The organism is Chryseobacterium cupriresistens (assembly GCF_046614675.1).
GTDB lineage: Bacteria > Bacteroidota > Bacteroidia > Flavobacteriales > Weeksellaceae > Chryseobacterium > Chryseobacterium cupriresistens.
This window is the reverse complement of record NZ_JBKKJT010000002.1, coordinates 504,983-525,473: the sequence shown is the minus strand read 5'-3', so window position 1 is coordinate 525,473 and position 20,491 is coordinate 504,983. Positions and strand designations below refer to the sequence as shown.

Sequence of the window (20,491 nt, the reverse complement as noted above, 5' to 3'; positions counted from 1 at the left end):
CATTTCACCTAATAAATCAAGATGAAAGGCATTCAATTTTTTTCATTAAAAAATCATAAATTTTTCAGATTCCCGAGACAATTTTTCTTTTAATGCATATATTTGCATACTATGGAATACAACACCCAAAAAACTCAGCTTCATATGCCGGAATATGGCAGAATTATACAACAGTTGGTTGAGCGCTGCAAAGAACTTCCTTCCAAAGACGAAAGGAATGAAATGGCTATGGCAATCATCGATTTTATGGGTCAGAGAAACCCACAACTTCGCGACGAGGAAAATTATAAACATAAACTTTGGGACCATCTTTTTATTCTTGCCAACTATGATCTGGATGTAGATTCTCCTTATCCGTTCCCAACGATGGAACAGCTGGCGGAAAAGCCTAAAAGAATGGAATACCCAAAACTTCAAGGTGACTTTAAGTTCTACGGAAAAAGTATTCTTCAATTGATAGAAAAGGCAATCGAACTGGAAACAGGTGATGAAAAAGAAGCCCTTATTGAGGTGATTGCCAACAATATGAAGAAGTCTTATAATGTCTATAATAAGGAACATGTGACGGATGATGTTATTTTCCGCCACCTGAAAGAACTGTCTGAAAACAGGCTGGATCTTACCGGAATAGATTCTCTTGAAAAGAGTAAAATTTATTACACCAGCAATAACAACAACAGGAATAACAATAACAACAACAGGAACAACAGCAATAATAAAAATAATAACCAGCCCAACAAAAGAAGGCATAATAACAATCATAAAAACAGAAAATAATGAGTGGAACATTTCAAATAAGAGGAGGAAAAAGACTGCAGGGTGAAATAACTCCACAAGGAGCCAAAAATGAGGCTCTACAAATTTTATGTGCGGTTCTTCTGACGGACGAAGAGGTAAGAATTAAAAATATTCCTGATATCCATGATGTGAACAGACTGATTGAAATTCTTGGAGATTTTGGAGTAAAAATTACCAAAAACGGACAGGGAGATTATACTTTCAAAGCGGATCAGGTCAATTTTGATTATATAAAATCTAACGAGTTTAAAAAAGACGGAGCCAAACTACGCGGATCCATTATGCTGATGGGACCAATGCTTGCCCGTTATGGAGAGGCTTATATGCCTACTCCCGGAGGTGACAAAATCGGGAGAAGAAGATTGGATACTCACTTTCAGGGACTTGTTGAATTAGGTGCTGAATTCAATTATGATGAGGAGGAATATTTCTACTCTTTAAAAGCTAAGGAACTGAGAGGAAAATTCATCTTATTGGAAGAAGCTTCTGTAACCGGAACTGCCAATATTGTAATGGCAGCCGCTTTGGCTAAAGGAAAAACAAGAATCTACAATGCTGCCTGTGAACCTTATCTTCAGCAATTATGTAAAATGCTGAACAGAATGGGAGCCAATATCTCAGGAATCGGGTCCAACCTTCTTACTATTGAAGGGGTTGAATATCTGAGAGGTACTGAGCATACCATGCTTCCGGACATGGTAGAGATCGGCTCATGGATTGGTCTTGCAGCCATGACAAAATCTGAAATCACCATCAAAAATGTAAACTGGAACCAGCTTGGGGTAATTCCGAATACCTTCAGAAAACTGGGAATTCAGCTTGAACAAAGCGGTGATGATATCTATATTCCGGCACAGGAGCATTATAAAATCCAGAAATTTATTGACGGTTCTATCCTTACGATTTCGGATGCGCCATGGCCTGGATTTACGCCTGATTTATTATCTATTATTTTAGTAGTGGCTACTCAGGCCAAAGGAAGTATTCTGGTTCATCAGAAAATGTTTGAATCCAGATTATTCTTTGTGGATAAATTAATTGATATGGGTGCTCAGATCATTTTATGTGATCCGCACAGAGCTACGGTAATCGGATTGAACCAGGAAGCTCCGTTAAGAGGGACAACAATGGTTTCCCCGGATATCAGAGCCGGAAATGCCCTTCTTATTGCAGCACTTTCTGCGGAAGGAAAATCTATTATCCACAATATTGAGCAGATCGACAGAGGATATGAAAATATTGATGGAAGGCTAAGAGCTATTGGTGCTGACATTGAAAGAATCTAAAATTATTTTATTGAGCTAATCCTTTAAATAATGGCTTCGACAGGCTCAGCCTGACAACGCTTAAAAATTTCGGTTGGTATTAGGGCTGTCACCCTGAGCTTGTCGAAGGGTTATCAATAAGAAAACCTTTGTTAATTATTAATCCCGAGTTATTAATATTAACTAAAGGGATAAGCCAAGAATTTTATTTAAAAACGTTCAGAATATTCTGAGCGTTTTTTTGCTTTACTTCTGTCATTGACTACGTCGAATCTTTGATTTCTGGCGAAGGAAGAATCTTATTGCCAATCAAATATATGAGATTCTTCACTACATTTCATTTCGCTCAGAATGACACCCTTGAGGCACCTCTGTTCTGCAGCAATTTGATTCGTCATTTAAATCTGTTATAGTGGCAAATAAAAAGCGCCCGGTAAAACCGGACGCTTTGAGTAATTAAAACTATATGAATCTCACTTAAAAATATGTTCTGCAGGTATATTCTACCGTCGTATTGATAAGTTTATTTTTATTCAGATACACTTCAAGCTGCTGAAAATCTTCTGAATTGACATTAATATATAACTGTACTGAACCGAAACTATACCCGTTCACATACTCTACGTTAGCAGATAACACTCTATGACAAATGCCAAATTGATTGTAGATCGTATTCATCAAATGTTCAAATTTCATTTTACCATTCAACTCTATTTCCAATAACAATTCTTTTTTAGGCAGGTTAATTTTATTTTGTAAAACCTGCAGGCCTGGATTAGGTGTAATCATTGCTAAACATTTTTGGGTTAAACTCTGTCAGATCATATGACACTTTTGTTTTTAAATCTGTGACAAAAATATAAAAAAATATTAGTCCACCAAATTAGTAGACTAATATTTTTAAAAATTTAACATAAAAAAAAGAAGCCTGTTGAGCTTCTCTTATGTTTTAATAGTTCCCTATTCTTTCTAATTTACCAGAACCGGCCAATCCGTTTGGGTTGCAACCAGGCTCACCTTCAGGGACTTTGAGATTTTTCTTAGTATAAAATTCTTCCCAGAATGTGTTTGTTTTTCCTGTTTTCGGATCAATAAATGTCATGGGCTCCAGTTTGAAAATATGTTCGTCCCGAAAAGCTCTTTCCACAAAATCTGAACAGTAATAGGAATTTTCATCAAGGATATAATTGAAATTGTAAGGTTTTCCCAGCATGGAATGCGCTTTTTTAACCGCTTCAGGAATTGCTTTCTGATATTCCGGTTTTAACCGGTAAACAATCACCTCCTGACCTTCTTCTTTCTGATCTTTAATAAAGTCTTTTAAATCTTGTCTCTGAGAACCGCCTTTTGGTGCAGCATGCAGAACAAACATTTTGCGGCCCTCTTTTTCCAGAATTCCTATATGATCAAATGAAGCTGTTTTTTGTTGTTGAGTTACATTATTAATCGCTCCGGAAAGCCCTGTTTCTTTTGCAGTTACAAAAAGCAAGTCTCCGTTTCTGATATCTACAGTACTTACAGAAACATTATTATGACACTGTACCAATAATAACATCAGACCGCATAAAAATCCAGCCACAGACCTCTTTTTTAATCTAAATTCAGACATTCGATTCTATTTTCGGAACCAAAATTACAAAATAGAATTCATTACATTTGTGAGAATATTGATCTATTCTTCACCCCAACCCAAACACTTCAGGAATTTTATGCCCCATATTTTATTAATTGAAGACGACGACAGACTTTCAAAATTGATTGCAAAGGGATTTCAGGAAGCAGAGTTTGAGGTCACTGCAGCTTACGATGGAAATACCGGTCTGAAGCTGGCTTTACAGACCCATTTTGATCTGGTAGTGACAGATATTGTATTGCCCAAAAAAGATGGTCTTGAATTCTGTAATGAAATCAAAGCTTTAAAACCCAATCTTCCTGTTATTATGCTTACTGCACTGGGAACTACGGATGATAAGCTGGAAGGATTTGATGCAGGAGCTGATGATTATCTCACCAAACCTTTTGAAATGCGTGAACTGGTGGCAAGGATCAAAGTACTTCTGAAAAGATTTTCACAACAGCCCCACCAAAAGATTTCTGTTCTTACATATGAAGGTATTGAAATGAATCTGGAACAAAAAACCGTGAGCCGTGATCATACGCCTATAAAATTGACCCCGAAAGAATTTAATCTCTTAAAATTCATGATGGAAAATTCAGAAAGAGTGCTTTCCAGAAGTGAAATTGCGGAAAAAGTGTGGGAAACCCATTTTGATACGGGGACCAACTTTATTGATGTCTATATCAATTATCTACGAAAAAAAATAGATAAAGATTTTGAAACCAAACTGATCCATACCAAAGCCGGTATGGGATTTATTCTGAAAAAAGACTACGAAACAGGCACTGTACAGTAAGCATTAAGATAAACTAAAAATATCCGGATGAAAATAAGAACCCGACTAACGCTGCTTTTCACCTTAATCACTGCAATGCTTTTAGGTATTTACAGCATTTCGATCTATTATTCATCCAAAGAAGCCAGAGAGCAATCTTTTTACAGCGAACTTCAAAATGAAGCGATTGCCAAGGCCGATTTATTTTTCCGAAGCTCACTCCCCGAGCAGGAAATGCACAAGCTTTATAAAAACAATACCAGAACGCTTAACGAAGTTCAGGTAGCGATTTATGACAATAATAAAGAGCTGGTTTATCATGATGACGCCAAAGTAGATTATGTAAAGGAAACTTCGGAAATGCTTTCCAAGATATTTCAAAAAAAGAAAATCAATTTCTTTCTCAATGATCTGCAGGTCATTGGAATCGTGTATCATTATGAAGGAAAAACGTATGCGGTAACTGCGGCAGCCTATGATCAATACGGATATGATTATCTTACACATCTTCTTACCATCAGTCTCATCTCGTTTTTCATTATTCTGATTTTGATTTATCTGGCCGGAATATTTCTTTCTAAAAAAGCATTGAGTCCGCTGACTGAAATGGTTATTCAGATAAAAAAAATAACCGCCGGGAAATTACAGTTACGCCTGAAAACAACCAAAGAAAAAGACGAACTAAATGAGCTTGCTGAAAACTTCAATGGAATGCTGGAACGGCTTGAAAATTCTTTTGATTCGCAAAAGCATTTTGTATCCAATATTTCTCACGAACTGAGAACACCTTTAGCAGCCATCATCACCGAGCTGGAACTCGCTTCTGAAAAAGATAAAACCAAAGAAGAGTATCAGGAAACCATTCACTTCGCGCTGGATGATGCCCGGAATATGGTAAAACTGTCAAATAGTTTAATGAATCTTGCCAAAGCAAGCTATGATCCCGATGAGATCAGTTTTTCGGAAGTACGTCTTGATGAAGTTCTTCTGGAATCTTATACCAAAATCACGAAAGATAATCCGGGATATAAAGTTTCAATGAACATTGAAGATTTGGTAGAAGAACACCAGCTTACCATCCTGGGAAATGAGTATCTTCTTCAAGTTGCCTTCAACAATCTTATTGACAATGCCTGTAAATATTCTCCGGAACATACTTGTCTGATTGATGTAAGTACGGATTCAAAAATCCTTACCATCAGTTTTACCAATACCGGAAATAGCATTAATAAAGAAGATTTACAGCATATTTTTGAGCCTTTTTACAGGAGCGAAAACTCCAAACATGAAAAAGGTCATGGAATAGGATTATTTCTCACCGAGAAAATTATTCTGCTCCACAATGCAAAAGTCAAAGTTGTATCGGAAAAGAATAAAACTATTTTTACGGTAGAGTTTATTACCCAGTAATTGATCAAAAGCTTCATTCAAATGTATTTGAATCTTAACTTCCCTTAAAACCTTAATTAGCTTAATGGTTTTTAAAATTTCTTATTTAATCATGAGAAAGAGATTTTTTATTGAAAACTGTCGTTCCTATACTCGCTGTAATCACACAGGCAATAGAAATCCATTGTAAAAAAGATAATTCTTCAGCAAGAAAAACCAATCCTGAAAGTGCTGCAAATGCAGGTTCCAGGCTCATCAGAATACTGAATGTCTTTGCCGGAAGTTTTTTGAGAGCCATCATCTCCAGTGAAAAAGGCAAAGCACTCGAAAGAACAGCCACGCCAAGTCCTTTTATGAAAATAGAAGGAGTAAGATTGAAAACGGCTCCATCCCAGATGGTAAAGGGAATAATGACAAGACTGGCAAATATCATCCCGGTGGTAACCGCATCTTTTCCATCCATTATTTGGGAGACCTTTCCACCCATTACAATATACAGGGCCCAGAACATCCCTGCCAGAAAGGCCAATCCAAGTCCTAACAAATCGACATGATCATTTTTCCACGGAACAATTAACAAAATTCCCACACAGGCCAGTAATGCCCACACGACATCCAACAGCTTACGTGACAATGCCAATGCGAGAAATAATGGCCCGGCAAATTCCACAGTAACAGCCAATCCCAGCGGAATCCTTTGAATCGCCATATAGAAAATAAGATTCATTGCAGCCAATCCAACTCCATAGATTGCACAGTATTTCCATTTCTGACTGTTAAATTGTAAAAACTTAGGTCGGTTAAGCAAAGTAAGCAAAACAGCAGAAAGTACAATTCTTAAAGTAACCGTACCAATCGCTCCGATTACAGGAAAAAGCTGTTTTGCAATGGAGGCTCCTCCCTGCACACAGATAATCGCTAAAAGCGTAGCCGGTATTGCTAAGTTTGATTTTTTCATTTCTAAAATATATAATTCAAAAGATATTGGAAGGAAGTCTCCGGGATTTAACAAGCTTTTATTTCATATGACAGATTGTAAAATTCATCATACAAAAATCAGCCTCCAAATGTATTGAAATTTTATCGCTTATCATGGGTACAGTTTACACATATTAAAAGGATATAATAAACAACTATTTCCTGCAGAATCATCAAAAAAACAGGAAGGAACTTTCTCTAATGATTTTCTAATCACATTCTAAAGCTTTTCTAACGGCAAAAAAGGGCAGTCAGTTTTACTTTTGCACAGTAAAAAATAAAGCAATATGGACTCAGATCCTTACAGTAATTATCAATCTTAAAAGCTTTAGTTGTACTCACTTTTCCCGTACAGCTGAAAAGCTTATAAAAACAGGAAAAGTTATGAATACATTCGAATTTACCCTTCGTCTCCTTACCGCATTTTGTCTGGGAGCCGGTATTGGCTTCGAAAGACAGTGGCGCAAAAAAAATGCAGGTCTCCGCACCAACACTCTGGTATGTATCGGTTCTGCTGCATTTGTACTGATTGCTATCAGAATTGGTGGCGATGCAGCCGGCCGAATCACCTCTTATATCGTCAGTGGAATAGGTTTCCTTGGCGGTGGTGTTATCATGAAAGACGGCCTTACCGTAAGAGGATTAAATACAGCAGCGACATTATGGTGTTCAGCAGCCATAGGCGCATTATGCGCTTTGGGATATCCTCTGGAAGCCTTTATCACAGTTCTCTTCATTGTATCTACCAATATATTCCTGAGACCTACTCTATCCTCTCAGAAAGAAGCCAGAAGCAAAAAATGGTTCAGTACCAGGAAAAATAACAAAGAAAAAGTAAAAATCAGCAACAGCACTCAATTGTATTAAGATCATGAAAAAAATAATCTTAAGTAGTATTATTCTCTTTGCAGTCTCTTGTAAAGACAATGCACCTCAGCAAAACAAAGATCCGGAAATCATAACAAAAGGTAATCAGATCACCATTCCGGAAAGCCATCCGGTTTTCAAAAAAATTAAAACACAGATGGTAACCAAACAGGAACACAGTGATGGTGTAATTTCAGCGGGAACAATCCAGGCAATTCCCAATCACTACGCGGAAATTGCCAGTCCTTTTTCCGGAAGAATTACAAAATCTTTTATTCAGCTTGGACAGAATGTTTCTGCCGGAAATCCACTTTTTGAAATCCTTTCCTCAGATTATTTTTCGGTTCAAAAAGATTACACGGATGCTCTGAATGATGTACAGCTTGCAGAAAAAAATTACAGACGCCAGCAGGACCTAGTAAAACATGGAGTCGGTATCCAGAAAGAGCTGGACGAAGCGGAAACTGATTTTAAAAATAAAAAAACATCCCTTTCCAATGCCTCTTCTGCCTTGAAGGTTTATAACAGCAAAGGAGGAGGCATAGGAAATCCGCTTGTTGTAAGGGCTCCCATTGGCGGAGAAATTATTTCCAACAAAATTGTCAACGGGCAATACCTGAAGGGAGATGCAGATCCTGTAGTAATCATTGCAGAATTATCAAAAGTCTGGATTTCCGGTGATGTAAAGGAAAAAGACATCCGCTTTGTCAATATTGGCAACCAGGTTTCTGTAAAAGTGAGTGCCTATCCCGACAGAAATATTACCGGAAAAGTATACCACATCAATGAAATGGTGGATGAAGATACCCGAAGCATTAAAGTTCTTATTGAATGCGATAATCCGGACAGAAAATTAAAGCCGGGAATGTACGCCACCGTAAACTTCTCAACAACTCCTGAAAAGACAGTAATGATTCCTGTAACAGCTTTAATGCAGGAGGACAGTTCACAATATGTATGGATAAAAACAGGAAAAAGCCAATTTACCAGACGTTCTGTGACAACGGGAGAAACCGATGAAAAAACTGTAAGAATCATATCAGGATTAAAACCCGGAGAAACCATCATGACCGAAGGCGGAATTTATATGCCTGATACAAAATAATGTAAATGAAAAACTATGAAGAAATTATTGACAATCTCTATACAGAAGAGATGGCTGATGCTTGCCCTCTTCCTTTTACTGGGATTCTTCGGATACTATTCCTGGACCAGATTATCCATAGAAGCCTATCCTGATATTGCCGATGTCACTTCCCAGGTGGTAACGCAGGTTCCGGGCCTGGCCGCCGAAGAAGTAGAACAGCAAATTACCATTCCTTTGGAAAGATCTTTGAACGGACTTCCCGGAATGCATGTGATGCGAAGCAAAAGTACCTTTGGGCTTTCCATTATTACGATAGTATTTGATGATGGTATAGATGATTACTGGGCAAGGCAGCGTATTCAGGAAAGACTGACGGATGTGGAGCTTCCTTATGGGGCACAGCCCGGATTAGATCCCCTTACCTCTCCCATCGGCGAAGTGTATCGTTACATTATTGAAAGTAAAAGCCACAGTCTGCGGGAATTGACAGATTTACAGAAATTTGTCATTATTCCCCGAATCAAACAGGTTTCAGGAATTGCTGATGTCACCAATTTCGGAGGAATGACCACCCAGTTCCAGATTGAGCTGAATCCGCATAAGCTTGAACAGTACGGTTTATCCCTGTCAGAAGTTACCGAAACAATATCCAAAAACAATGTCAGTGCTGGAGGAAGTATGCTTCCCCGTGGAAACCTTGCGTATGTAATCCGCGGAATTGGTTTGGTAAAAGACCTGGATGATCTGGGAAAAATTGTAGTGAAAACCCAGAATGGGGTTCCTGTTTTCCTGAATGATGTTGGAACACTGAAATACGGAAACCTTGAAAGAAAAGGAGTTCTTGGCTACACAGACAGAAACCGTAATTATTCTGAAAGTGTAGAAGGAATTGTACTATTGCTAAGGGGACAAAACCCTTCCCAGGTACTGGAAGGAGTACATGAAGCGATTGAAGAACTTAATAATGAAACACTTCCACCCGGAGTAAAGATCCATCCTTTTCTGGACAGAACAGATCTTGTAAAAACAACGCTTACCACAGTTTCTCATACCCTTACCGAAGGAATTGTACTGGTGATTATTGTACTGATTGTATTTCTGGGAAGCTGGCGCGGAGCATTACTGGTAGCGATTACCATTCCGCTTTCTTTATTATTTGCTTTTATACTAATGCATTTTACCAATATTCCGGCCAATCTTCTTTCACTGGGAGCTATTGATTTCGGAATCATTGTAGACGGAGCCATCGTTATGCTGGAAACCATCCTCAAGAAAAGAGAAGAAAACTCAGAAGAAACACTGGAAGAAAAGACAATTAAGCAAAGAGTGATTGAAGTGGCAAAACCGATTTTCTTTTCCACCATCATTATCATTACGGCCTACCTTCCATTATTTGCTTTTGAAAGAGTGGAAAAAAAATTATTTACCCCCATGGCTTTTACTGTTGGATATGCTCTGTTGGGAGCCCTTGCTGTAGCATTACTTCTTATTCCGGGATTAGCCTATGTAATTTATCGGAAACCACAGAAGATTTATCACAATAAATGGCTGGAGAAACTCAGCACAGCCTATGGAAAAAGCATTGAAAAAATAATGCAGACTCCTAAAAGAGTTCTCATTCCCATTATGATTGTTTTAGTATCTGCCGGAATTCTCTCCTGGCATGTGGGAAAAGATTTCTTACCTGAACTGGATGAAGGCTCTATATGGCTGCAGGTACAGCTTCCACCCGGAATTTCTTTAGCCAAATCAAAAGAAATGAGTGATACCTTACGTGCCCGCACGCTGAAACATCCTGAAATTACCTATATGATGGTTCAGGCAGGACGTAACGATGATGGTACCGACCCGTGGACTGCTTCCCACTTTGAAGTTTCTGTCGGAATAAAACCTTACAGCGAATGGCCTTCGGGAAAAACAAAAGCAGATCTCATCAAAGAACTTGCTGCAGATTATAAGGACATGCCGGGATTCACCGTCGGATTTTCACAACCAATGATTGATGGAGTTATGGACAAAATCTCCGGAGCGCACAGTGAGCTGGTGGTAAAAGTATATGGAGAAGATTTTAAAGAAACCAGAAGAATTGCAGAAAATGTATTGTCTACTTTAAATAAAATTCCAGGTTCGGCAGACCTTGCCATTGATCAGGAGCCACCGTTACCTCAACTGCAGATTATTGCCAACAGAGATAAAATTGCTCAGTACGGATTGAATGTTGCCGATGTGGCCGATCTTATTGAAGTCGCATTGGGAGGAAAAGCCATTTCCCAGATCTTTATCGGCAATAAAGTGTATGATATTTCATGCCGTTACACAGAAGACAGCCGCGATACTCCGGATAAAATCGGAAATCTGATGCTGACTTCAGCTTCCGGAGCCAAAATACCTTTATCACAGGTTGCAGAAGTGAAATTAAGTACCGGAGAAAGCACCATTACCCGAGAAATGAATAAACGACATCTTACGGTAAAGCTGAATTTAAGAGGAACCGATCTTTCTTCCTTCCTGAAAAATGCACAAAATACAATTGAAAAAGAGATCCAATATGATCATGAGAAATACCAGATCAAATGGGGCGGACAGTTTGAAAATCAAAACAGGGCATATTCCAGGCTGGCATTTATTGTTCCGCTGGCATTAGCTATTATGTTTCTTCTGCTGTACGGTGCCTTTGGAGATTTCAGGCAGGCTTTGGTACTGATGTCTATCGTTCCGTTGGCTCTATTTGGGGGAATGCTGGCACTCAATATCCGCGGAATGTCTCTGAATGTATCTTCAGCAGTAGGATTTATCGCTCTATTTGGAGTGGCCATCCAGAATGGAGTGATCATGATCTCTCATATCAATGATCTGCGGAAGAAAGGATATGAACTGAAAGAGGCTGCCATCAAAGGTGCAAAAGACCGTTTCAGACCTGTACTGATGACCGCGACGGTTGCTGTCATCGGATTATTTCCGGCATCACTGGCTACAGGAATCGGTTCTGATGTACAGCGTCCACTGGCAACAGTAATTGTTTACGGGTTGATGTTCTCTACTATTTTAACCTTATTCGTGCTTCCGGCTATTTATTTTATGGCTGAATGCCGAAACAAAAAACAAAATTTAGAATCAGATGAAAATTAGAGTTCGTTTTATCATATTATCTGTCGTATTGCTCAGCATCACCGGGATGAAAGCACAGGAAAAAGAGCTTTTAACCTTTGAAGAATACCTGAGTCTTGTAGGAAATAAAAATTTAGGCTATGCTTCTCAAAAATACAATGTAAGCATGTCCGAAGCAGCTATTCAGACTGCTAATATGTTCCCTGATCCTGAGCTGGAAATGGAAACCACCAATAACGGAGTAAGACAAAGTATGGGATATGTGTATGGTGCCTCACTTGGCTGGACACTTGAATTGGGTGGTAAAAGAAAGGCCAGGGTAAATCTGGCAAGAAATCAATCGGAGCTGAGCAAAATACAATTGCAGGATTTTTTCAGGAATCTTCGTGCAGATGCCAGTTTAGGATATATTGAGGCTTTAAAATCCAAGGCTTTGCTTGAAGTGCAGCAGGATTCTTATCAAAACATGCAGCAACTCGCAAAATCCGACAGTATCCGGTACAAATTGGGAACGATAACATGGGTCACTTCCAAACAGAGTAAGCTGGAAGCAACTTCTTTACTCAATGAAGTATATCAGGCTGAAAGTGCAGAGCAGCAGGCTCTCACCGGTTTATCTGTATTTATGGGAGACGGCAAAATTACAGGCAGAGATGTTGCCGGAGACTTTAATGCTTTCAACCGAGATTTTAATATTGATGATCTGATTCTTCAGGCTTTAAATGAAAGAGCAGATTTATTGGCTGCGAAACAAAATACAGAAGTAACCAAAAGCCAGATCAGCCTTGAAAAAGCTAATCGCATCATAGATTTGGGCATTAGTGCCGGAGCAGAACGGCATACCGAAGCAACGAATGAAATTGCCCCTTCTCCCTCTGTAAATGCTGTCAAAATGGGTATTAGTATTCCTTTAAAATTTTCCAACAGAAGAAATGCCGGATTGAAAATAGCAGAAATGGCCCATTCGCAGGCAGAAGTTGAGTATAAACAGATCGAACAGGAAATAAAAGCTGAGGTAATGCAGGCTTATCAACAGTACACTGCCACTCAGAAACAGCTCAGACAATTTCATAACGGAATGCTTTCTGAGGCGAAAAGTATTCTTGAAGGAATCACTTACAGCTACAAAAGAGGAGAAAGCTCTATCCTTGAAGTATTGAATGCGCAGAGAACCTATAACAGTGTTCGAAAAGATTATTATGAAGCTCTAGCAGATAATGCTGCCGCTTTGATTGAGCTGGAACGTAAAGCGGGAATCTGGGATATTCATTTTTAGCTGGAAGAGGGAAGCTGGAGGATGGAAGTTTCTGGATGTCGATGAATAAATACACATCATTTAATTAACTTTTTAATATTCAGATTGCTCATCAAGGAATCACAATTGGTGGTTTGCCACACAAATATATCTTCCAGCTTCAAACTTTACCATCCAGAATTTACGATAAGTGATTCTAAAGCACGAATAGTACTTCCAGCTTCAAACTTCCAGCTTCCCTCACAAAAGAGCCCTGAAATCAAATAGATTTCAGGGCTTTTTTTATTTCTTATACTGTGATTCATAAATTCCGATCCAGTCATCAGGTGTCATTTTCTGACTCAGCTCGGCAATCAGTTCAAAAGGAATATCTTCTGTTTTTTTGAAGCGGACACAGGATTTACCCATATCCAGCTTTTTCTTCGAATGTTTGGGATATTCTCCTACGAACCAATCCAGAAGTTCCGGTTTCGAATACAGTCCCATATGATAGAGTGCTATAAAATTCTTCTGGGAAGCAATATTGATAAAAGGCAGCGGTGTCCCGGGTGCACAGTGATATCCGGCAGGATAGGTTGTCAAAGGAACTACCCAGCCTATCATCCCGTAATTGGCAGCGTCTTCAAAACCTTTCGGAAGGTTGTCGTTCACCGTATCAAAAAGTTTTTTAAAAGCTTCCTGTCTCTCTTCAGGAATTTTTGAGATATAATCTTCTATAGAAACCGACTGAATCTGCATGTGATAATTTTTTCTAAAATACGATTATTTTATAAAATTGTATACACTGAACATCTGAACCTCTTTGCTGCTCTTTTGAAGGAACATCATTTTATTGACATTCGGAACGTACTGAATCATATTTCCATCTGCAAAACCGTAGTTCTGGAAGAAGTTTCTGCCTTTATAATCAAGGCTTACTTCCTGAGGTTTCAGATTGGCAAAATCAAAAACTTTCATAGAAAATCCTGTATTACCAAATGCTCCTTTAGGATAGAAAGCAGAAATATAAAGTTTGTCTCCGGCTTCAACTACATGAATTCTTTTTCCGGTAGAAGTTCCTGCTGCTACGAATTGCTTTACTTCACCTTCTTTGTTAAACTTCATCAGCATTCCCGCATCCAGAGAATATACAGGATCAGGGAAACGGTTCATTGCTGTAGGCATAGGTCTTGTCACCGTCTCCTGCTGAACAGCCATTAAAGTTTCATCCCCTTTCACAATCGTTTTAATGACTTTCACATCGCTCATGTCTTTGCTTCCAGCCAGATTGGTATTGCTGATAACTGCTTTTCCTGATTTCATATCATAAAACATTACCGTTCCGAAAGTACTTGCTCCAATGGTAACTGCTGCATTTTTTCTTCCAAAAGTTACCAGATAATCATTATCATTTTTACTGAAAGCATATAATTTTTCAGGAATATATTTATCATCGAACGGAAGGTCTTTATCTTCAGTATTGGAAACCAGTTCAAGCTTATACGATTCTTTCCAGCCTGCGGCTTTACGTAATAGGACGATTTTCGCTGAGTTGGTTAATGTCAAAGACTTTTCAACATAATCATTGCTCAATGTGATTTCTTTGTTCCAGACCGGAGAAAGTGTTCTTAAATCCATTACCAGCACATCATTGACATTATCTGTCTTTTTATTCGCATATCTGTCATTGAATATGGCTGCATATTTCCCGTTTTCTGAGAAAAGGACATAAGTAGTTCCTGATTTGTTGGTAGACTCGATGCTGTATTTTGCAATACTCTTTGTTGTAAAAGTCCCTTCCTTTCTGCTGAAAACATGCAGGAATACTTCCTTTCTGTTTTCTTTTCCGAAATACTCTTCCGTAAATGCTATAAATTTATCATCATCGATCTGTTGTGACCCCAGATAATTGTGAAGAACACCATTCGTTTTGTTGGCATAATCTTTCACATAAGTATCCACAAGACTTCCGTTCTGATCCAGTTTTCTCATCAGTAATTTTTTGTGAGGGAAAACATTTCTCATCAATCCGTCAATATTAATAGCACTGAACATATAAGAATTGTAATCATCTGCCAGTACCAGTTTATCATCCGTTTCAAGATTGGCATCCACTGTGAATTTTGTTCCTTCTGTTACTTTCGTCTGTGCAAAAGAGTACACAGAAGCGGTAATTAATGCCGAAGCAATAATCTGTTTAATCATATCGTTTTCTTTAGTTATTATAAATTTTTTCTTCTAATCTTTTCAGTTCAAGATTGGCATCATAGGATAATTTAATATCTACTAAATGCTCCTGTAACTCATTTAAATATTTCTCTGCTTCCTGATAGTTTCCTAAAGCAATATTCAATCTGATCAGGTTAAAATAAAGGTATTCTCCGATCTTCTGATTGTAAACTGCTTTCTTATCGTTGTAATTTACTTTTGTTAAAGCTGTTTTCCAGAGATCAATTCCTTTCTGCATATTCTCCATAGCAACTTTATTCGGAGCGTAATCCGATTTTGCCTGAAGTTTCTTCAGATTGGTCGTCACATAGATATATGCTTTTTCCAGATCATCATACTCTCCTTTGTTCTTCACAGTTGCCAAGGTCACGGTAGAATTGATGGTCTGATACCCAAAATTTTCATTGATAATATTTCTTGTACGGTCAATCGTTCTTTGCAGGAATCTTTTTTCCTGAGCATTCAGATTAATTTCATTAGTCGGAACGCTTGCTATTTCTGCAAAATCTGAGAAGTAGGTTTTATCGAGCTTTACTGTACCGCCTTGCTTCGCTGTGATTTTTGTAGGCTGGTTGGCAAAAGTTTTCCCCTGATTGTCCTGAAAATTTGTTCTTTCCATTTCAATGACAATATCAAGATAATTTCCACCTTTTGAAAAACCGGTCACATCAATTTGAGAAGCCAGAATTTTGTTATCTACAATTAAAGCATCCCTCAGATCAGGCTGCTGGTACACCGGCATTGGAGGAATATTAAGGATAGGTCTTGAAGGAAGCCTCAGTACAGGAGCTCCATTGGTTGCTGCAATTTTTTCAACAGCTGACAATTTGCTGTATTCTGCAGATTCAAGTTTGTATTTTTCCTGAAGTTTTTTTACTTCAGCATCATAGTCTTTTAATCTTTCCTGATGCTCATACCTGGCATTTTCAACATTAGTCTGGTAATTGTCTACCTTTTTCTGGTGGTCTTCTTTTGAAATTCTGATGACATCATCTTTTGTAATGTTGTAGGGAGACTTTACCGTAATCGTATAATTTCTGTTGGAAAGTTCCGTAAGAAAAACCGGCTCTTTTAAAAGCTGGAAACTGATTATTTCTTTATCAATTCGCTGAGCCTGGGAAAATTCGGAATAAAATAATGGTATTAAAAAAAGTAGTTTAAATTTATTCATGGATATTATAGTTTTCGGTGCAAATGTATAATAATTTTATGGACATTTTCTGATAATATTTTGTCCAGTTATTATCAAAACTGGTCACAAAAAAGGCAACCGCACGAGTGCAGCTGCCTACAGAAATTATCGACTCAAAAATTATTATTTTTTTAAGGCTTTTACTGTTGATTTTGAACCATCTTTAAAGTCTATCGTCAGCAAGTATAAACCGGCATTCAATTCTCCTAACTGAAGTTCATTAGTTGGATTGTCAATAGTTTTTACTACTCTTCCTGCCACATTTGTAACCGTTATAGTTTTAACACCTTTTATATCACTAATATGAAAAACATCTTTAAAAGGATTCGGGTAAATATCTCTTGTTTTAAGACCATTTGCTTCAGCGGTACTGAGTTGTGTATTCTTTTCTGCAGAAAAGGCAAAAAGATTGACAATACCATCACCTCCGCTTTTTGTCAGGGTTACACTTTTTACAGATTTAGATTGGTTGGCGGTATCTATATTCAATGCAAACTGATATATTCTGGGATTAGAACTATCAGGTTCTAGATCATCATTACCCACAACAACCCTTCCCAGCCCCTGAACCGCATAATTGGCTCCACCATACCAGTCAGAAATACTTATATTGGAAAATATCTGAGAAGTATTATCGGTGAATGTCACAGTAGCCGTTACAATAGCCTCGCCACTTCCACATGTTGCAAGCATATATAATTTTAAAGCTGTTGATGGAGTCATAAATTCAAGTGTTCCATATTCCCCGGTATTTTCCAGCCTCAGCGAATTATTGGAATTCAGATTTCCCAGCTGATAACTTAATCCGGGAGTCGAGGATACCGCAGAATTGAGGATACCATTAGTAGGTATACCAAAAGTTAGTGGCGGATCAGAACTCACAGCTTGAAAATCTGTTGCAACAAAAGCATAACCTTGACCATCAATGTCATTGGTAGTAGAATCATAAGCAGATCCGATGCCATTAGCTATTACATCAGCGGTAAAACCTGAGGAAACCGGCATGGTTTGATAATTCTGAGCCTGCATGGCAACGGTAGAAAATAAAGCAATACATGAAAGCTTTTCTAAAAATAGTTTTTTTTTCATAATAAGATGTTTTTTATGTTGAATCTAATCCAAAAATAAAAAACCAATACTTAAAAAGCTATTTCCCAAAACAATAAATAACATATCGACTTAAATTCTAAAAAATAGCTGCAAAAAAACTAAAATTATTAACACTCAAAAAGCACACAATGAATATTATTTACTTATTCTCAATAATAGATTTTGGAAGTCAGAAAATTATCCGCCTCATAAAAACAAAAAAGGCAGCCGCACGAATGCAGCTGCCTACAGAAATTATTAACTCAAAAAATTTTATTTTTTAATGGCTTTTACCGTTGATTTTGAACCATCCTTAAAGTTCATCGTCACTAAGTATAAACCGGCATTCAATTCCCCTAACTGAAGTTCATTAGTTGGATTGTCAATAGTTTTCACTACTCTTCCCGCTACATCTGTAACTGTTACAGATTTTACATTTTTGATATCTGCAACATGAAGCACATCTTTAAAAGGATTAGGATATACATTCACTTCTTTTTTCTTCAGATTCGTTTCTGAAGTGGATAAAGAGGTAGCCACTTCAAAGGTAAAATCAATAAATTCTCCTCTTGAAATAGCAGAACAAGGGTTTGAAGGGGCTGTACTGTTATAATCAGTCACCACTCTCATTCTATAAGATCCAAGAGGTGTTCCTGCAGGGACTGTGATAGATCCCGACGTACTTGTAACATAAGTATTGGTCACAAACATTCTTTCTGAAGCTTCAAAAGTTAAATTATTATTCCAGTCTACCCAAACCCCAATTCCACATGTAGGACCACCGGCCGTAAAAGATACGGAAGTACTGGAGCCAGGAGCATTGATTATTTTGTTACTGGTTGTTGTTAAATTCTGATATCCGCCTGCAACACTTGAACCGGATGAATAAGCCATATCTACAAGTCCTCCTGTAGAACTGAAGTCAGAAAGCCATGAATTCTGAGAAGTAGATGAAGGTAAGCAATACCCTGTTCTGAATGTAAGCACCTCACTCCAGATACTTTTATCAGCAGCACTGCATACAGATCTTACCCATACATAATAATTGGTATCAGAAGATAATGAACTTAATGGTGCAGAAGTCGTAGCAGAAGTTACAGAATTGGAAGCGTTCAAGACAGTAGATGCATCAGGTGCAGTATTCGTTGTACTGTAGTATACTTCGTATCCATTTGAAGGAACCGAAAGAGGAGCAGTCCAGCCAATTGTTGCAGAGTTCACTGTAAGATTGGATACCGCAACTGCAGTCGGCTCAAGGCAGGAAGGAATATCCTGAACGGTAATATTATCAATATAAATAGAACGTGAAGAACCTCCTAAACCGTGTTTAAATGCCAGTTGCAAATCAGAACCCGCAGGAATATTCACTGTATATTGTGCATGCGTAGTTGTAAGGGAAATAGGAGCTCCTATCTGTGTAAAGGATGCAGGATCCGCAGGGTTCGATAGTGTTCCCACCAATAAAGTATAATTACTACCTCCGGCTTTTGCATAGAATCTCACACGTTTGGTCCCGTCTGAAAGGTTTACCGCTGGAGGTGCAACCAACATCTGACTGCCTGTAGTCCCACTCGAGTTATTCATGTAGTAAGAATTAGGTGCTGAATAACTATTGGAGGTTGATACATAGCCATAACCCGAAAATGAAGGAGTTTCCAAATATGCCCAGCAGCTTGGAGCATTGGTATTGGTGCTTGAACCTGTACTTGTCGTATCAAAGTTTTCTGTATAAGGAACCGTGAAAGTAGAACATGCCGTTTTAAATGTTCCTGCAAAAGACCATACACTCTGTCCCGTTACAGTATTACAGTTGGATCTCACCCAATAATAATAGGTTGTATTGGAATTAAGACTTCCTATTGTTGTACTTGTTCCTGTTACTCCCTGATAAGTAGGTGTTACCGTACTTGCCGGTATTGTGCTGGAAGTACTGTGGTACACATCATAACTGGCAGCACTGCCTGTCCATGAGACTAAAGCAGAATTGGCTGTGATTCCGGAAACGGCCTGCAATACAGGAGGCATACAATCCGAATAGGCATCTGCCGAAAAAGCAAAAATATTCGGTATACCTGAACCGCTTGCTTTGGTTACCGTTACGCTCTGTATTAGTTTTGCCTGGTTCGCAGCATCTATTGCCAGTTCAGCCTGATATAATCTTGGATTGGTTCCGCCCTCAGGAGAGGGGATATCATCACCGGCACCGGGAGTAGCCCCGGGCTTTTTAATCCTTCCTATTCCCTGGATGGCAAAACTAGGTCCATTATACCAGTCAGCAAGACTGATACCTGAAAACGTCTGCGAACTGCCATCGGTAAAATTCACCACTACATTTACCGTAGAAGTACCACTTCCACTTACAGCAAGCATGTACAATTTGGTTGCAGCTTTCGGTGATGTAAATGCCAGGGTTCCGTTATCATTAATTGCAGCCAGTCTTAAAGAGTTGTTCGCACTCAGACCGGCCAGTTGAAAACTCAGCCCCGGAGTAGTTCCCACTACAGAATTAATAACCCCATCAACAGGAATACCATAGGTAATAGCTGCACTTGTGGAGGTTAACTGAAAATCTTTAGCTACAAAAGCATAAGAAACTCCATCTACGTCATTGTTTGTAGTAATTGTGGAAGAACCGATGCCATTAGCAATCACATCAGCTGTAAAGCCTGAGGAAATGGGCATGGTTTGATAATTCTGAGCCATCATAGCCGTGGCCGAAAACAGAGCAATAGCAGGTATTACTCTAGAAAATAAATTTATTACCATTTTAATCACATTTGAGGCGAAATTTAAGAAAAATAATAACACGAAAATATTATTTTTAACATAATCATAAAGTTTATTTTAAATACATGAAAATTT

At 38.3% G+C, this 20,491-nt stretch carries 16 protein-coding genes; 8 read left to right on the top strand and 8 right to left on the bottom strand.

Features of this window, described 5'->3' with window-relative positions; genetic code table 11:
- Positions 1-111: 111 nt before the first annotated feature.
- Positions 112-777, top strand: coding sequence for a DUF4290 domain-containing protein (locus tag ACLI50_RS07555; protein ID WP_202841191.1), 666 nt, complete (start codon positions 112-114; stop codon positions 775-777).
- Entirely contained in the window at positions 777-2,084 is a 1,308-nt protein-coding gene (gene murA, locus ACLI50_RS07550; RefSeq protein ID WP_110008022.1) for a UDP-N-acetylglucosamine 1-carboxyvinyltransferase, read from the top strand. The genes ACLI50_RS07555 and murA overlap by 1 nt, the downstream gene beginning before the upstream one ends.
- A 456-nt stretch (positions 2,085-2,540) precedes the next feature.
- On the opposite strand, the gene ACLI50_RS07545 is transcribed toward murA, so the two are convergent.
- Together ACLI50_RS07545 and ACLI50_RS07540 are read right to left on the bottom strand one after the other, a co-directional pair.
- Entirely contained in the window at positions 2,541-2,852 is a 312-nt protein-coding gene (locus ACLI50_RS07545; protein ID WP_062676181.1) for an NIL domain-containing protein, read from the bottom strand.
- Positions 2,853-3,012: 160 nt separating this feature from the next.
- On the bottom strand, positions 3,013-3,672 hold the full coding sequence (locus ACLI50_RS07540) for a YiiX/YebB-like N1pC/P60 family cysteine hydrolase (RefSeq protein ID WP_411413503.1): 660 nt from the start codon (positions 3,670-3,672) through the stop codon (positions 3,013-3,015).
- A gap of 100 nt (positions 3,673-3,772) precedes the next feature.
- On the opposite strand from ACLI50_RS07540, the gene ACLI50_RS07535 reads away from it, so the two are divergent.
- Positions 3,773-4,477, top strand: coding sequence for a response regulator transcription factor (locus tag ACLI50_RS07535; protein WP_411413502.1), 705 nt, complete (start codon positions 3,773-3,775; stop codon positions 4,475-4,477).
- A gap of 27 nt (positions 4,478-4,504) precedes the next feature.
- Entirely contained in the window at positions 4,505-5,866 is a 1,362-nt protein-coding gene (locus ACLI50_RS07530) for a HAMP domain-containing sensor histidine kinase (protein WP_411413501.1), read from the top strand.
- An 85-nt stretch (positions 5,867-5,951) separates the two neighbouring features.
- On the opposite strand, the gene ACLI50_RS07525 is transcribed toward ACLI50_RS07530, so the two are convergent.
- Positions 5,952-6,803, bottom strand: a complete 852-nt coding sequence (locus tag ACLI50_RS07525; protein ID WP_411413500.1) for an EamA family transporter — start codon at positions 6,801-6,803, stop codon at positions 5,952-5,954.
- 404 nt (positions 6,804-7,207) lie between these two features.
- Here ACLI50_RS07525 and ACLI50_RS07520 point away from each other — a divergent pair, with 404 nt between their 5' ends.
- The 4 genes from ACLI50_RS07520 to ACLI50_RS07505 are packed head-to-tail and all read left to right on the top strand — an operon-like array spanning position 7,208 to position 13,161.
- Positions 7,208-7,690 carry an MgtC/SapB family protein gene (locus tag ACLI50_RS07520; protein WP_227942839.1) on the top strand — a complete coding sequence of 161 codons (483 nt, stop codon included), beginning with the start codon at positions 7,208-7,210 and terminating at the stop codon, positions 7,688-7,690.
- A 4-nt stretch (positions 7,691-7,694) separates the two neighbouring features.
- Positions 7,695-8,795, top strand: coding sequence for an efflux RND transporter periplasmic adaptor subunit (locus tag ACLI50_RS07515; protein WP_411413499.1), 1,101 nt, complete (start codon positions 7,695-7,697; stop codon positions 8,793-8,795).
- Between the two features lie 15 nt (positions 8,796-8,810).
- A complete protein-coding gene (locus ACLI50_RS07510; protein ID WP_411413498.1) occupies positions 8,811-11,906 on the top strand; it encodes an efflux RND transporter permease subunit in 3,096 nt (1,031 codons plus the stop codon).
- Positions 11,896-13,161: a TolC family protein gene (locus tag ACLI50_RS07505; protein WP_411413497.1), complete on the top strand. Its 1,266-nt coding sequence runs from the start codon at positions 11,896-11,898 to the stop codon at positions 13,159-13,161. The genes ACLI50_RS07510 and ACLI50_RS07505 overlap by 11 nt, the downstream gene beginning before the upstream one ends.
- Before the next feature lie 261 nt (positions 13,162-13,422).
- Here the strand turns inward: ACLI50_RS07505 and ACLI50_RS07500 are convergent, their stop codons facing one another.
- From ACLI50_RS07500 to ACLI50_RS07480, 5 genes are all read right to left on the bottom strand, one after another.
- Positions 13,423-13,878 (bottom strand): DUF1801 domain-containing protein, encoded by a 456-nt coding sequence (locus tag ACLI50_RS07500; protein ID WP_411413496.1) that lies wholly within the window; start codon positions 13,876-13,878, stop codon positions 13,423-13,425.
- A 24-nt stretch (positions 13,879-13,902) separates the two neighbouring features.
- Positions 13,903-15,324, bottom strand: coding sequence for a hypothetical protein (locus ACLI50_RS07495; RefSeq protein ID WP_411413495.1), 1,422 nt, complete (start codon positions 15,322-15,324; stop codon positions 13,903-13,905).
- 10 nt (positions 15,325-15,334) lie between these two features.
- Positions 15,335-16,519 carry a hypothetical protein gene (locus ACLI50_RS07490; protein ID WP_411413494.1) on the bottom strand — a complete coding sequence of 395 codons (1,185 nt, stop codon included), beginning with the start codon at positions 16,517-16,519 and terminating at the stop codon, positions 15,335-15,337.
- 144 nt (positions 16,520-16,663) lie between these two features.
- Positions 16,664-17,629, bottom strand: coding sequence for a T9SS type A sorting domain-containing protein (locus ACLI50_RS07485; RefSeq protein ID WP_411413493.1), 966 nt, complete (start codon positions 17,627-17,629; stop codon positions 16,664-16,666).
- Between the two features lie 273 nt (positions 17,630-17,902).
- Entirely contained in the window at positions 17,903-20,395 is a 2,493-nt protein-coding gene (locus ACLI50_RS07480) for a GEVED domain-containing protein (protein ID WP_411413492.1), read from the bottom strand.
- Positions 20,396-20,491: the final 96 nt, after the last annotated feature.

Coding starts and splice junctions, on each gene's coding strand:
- ACLI50_RS07540 (WP_411413503.1), bottom strand. CDS start 3,672: ATGTCTGAATTTAGATTAAAAAAGAGGTCTGTGGCTGGATTTTTATGC.
- ACLI50_RS07485 (WP_411413493.1), bottom strand. CDS start 17,629: ATGAAAAAAAAACTATTTTTAGAAAAGCTTTCATGTATTGCTTTATTT.
- ACLI50_RS07500 (WP_411413496.1), bottom strand. CDS start 13,878: ATGCAGATTCAGTCGGTTTCTATAGAAGATTATATCTCAAAAATTCCT.
- ACLI50_RS07555 (WP_202841191.1), top strand. CDS start 112: ATGGAATACAACACCCAAAAAACTCAGCTTCATATGCCGGAATATGGC.
- ACLI50_RS07530 (WP_411413501.1), top strand. CDS start 4,505: ATGAAAATAAGAACCCGACTAACGCTGCTTTTCACCTTAATCACTGCA.
- ACLI50_RS07505 (WP_411413497.1), top strand. CDS start 11,896: ATGAAAATTAGAGTTCGTTTTATCATATTATCTGTCGTATTGCTCAGC.
- ACLI50_RS07510 (WP_411413498.1), top strand. CDS start 8,811: ATGAAGAAATTATTGACAATCTCTATACAGAAGAGATGGCTGATGCTT.
- ACLI50_RS07520 (WP_227942839.1), top strand. CDS start 7,208: ATGAATACATTCGAATTTACCCTTCGTCTCCTTACCGCATTTTGTCTG.
- ACLI50_RS07480 (WP_411413492.1), bottom strand. CDS start 20,395: ATGGTAATAAATTTATTTTCTAGAGTAATACCTGCTATTGCTCTGTTT.
- ACLI50_RS07545 (WP_062676181.1), bottom strand. CDS start 2,852: ATGATTACACCTAATCCAGGCCTGCAGGTTTTACAAAATAAAATTAAC.
- murA (WP_110008022.1), top strand. CDS start 777: ATGAGTGGAACATTTCAAATAAGAGGAGGAAAAAGACTGCAGGGTGAA.
- ACLI50_RS07515 (WP_411413499.1), top strand. CDS start 7,695: ATGAAAAAAATAATCTTAAGTAGTATTATTCTCTTTGCAGTCTCTTGT.
- ACLI50_RS07525 (WP_411413500.1), bottom strand. CDS start 6,803: ATGAAAAAATCAAACTTAGCAATACCGGCTACGCTTTTAGCGATTATC.
- ACLI50_RS07490 (WP_411413494.1), bottom strand. CDS start 16,519: ATGAATAAATTTAAACTACTTTTTTTAATACCATTATTTTATTCCGAA.
- ACLI50_RS07495 (WP_411413495.1), bottom strand. CDS start 15,324: ATGATTAAACAGATTATTGCTTCGGCATTAATTACCGCTTCTGTGTAC.
- ACLI50_RS07535 (WP_411413502.1), top strand. CDS start 3,773: ATGCCCCATATTTTATTAATTGAAGACGACGACAGACTTTCAAAATTG.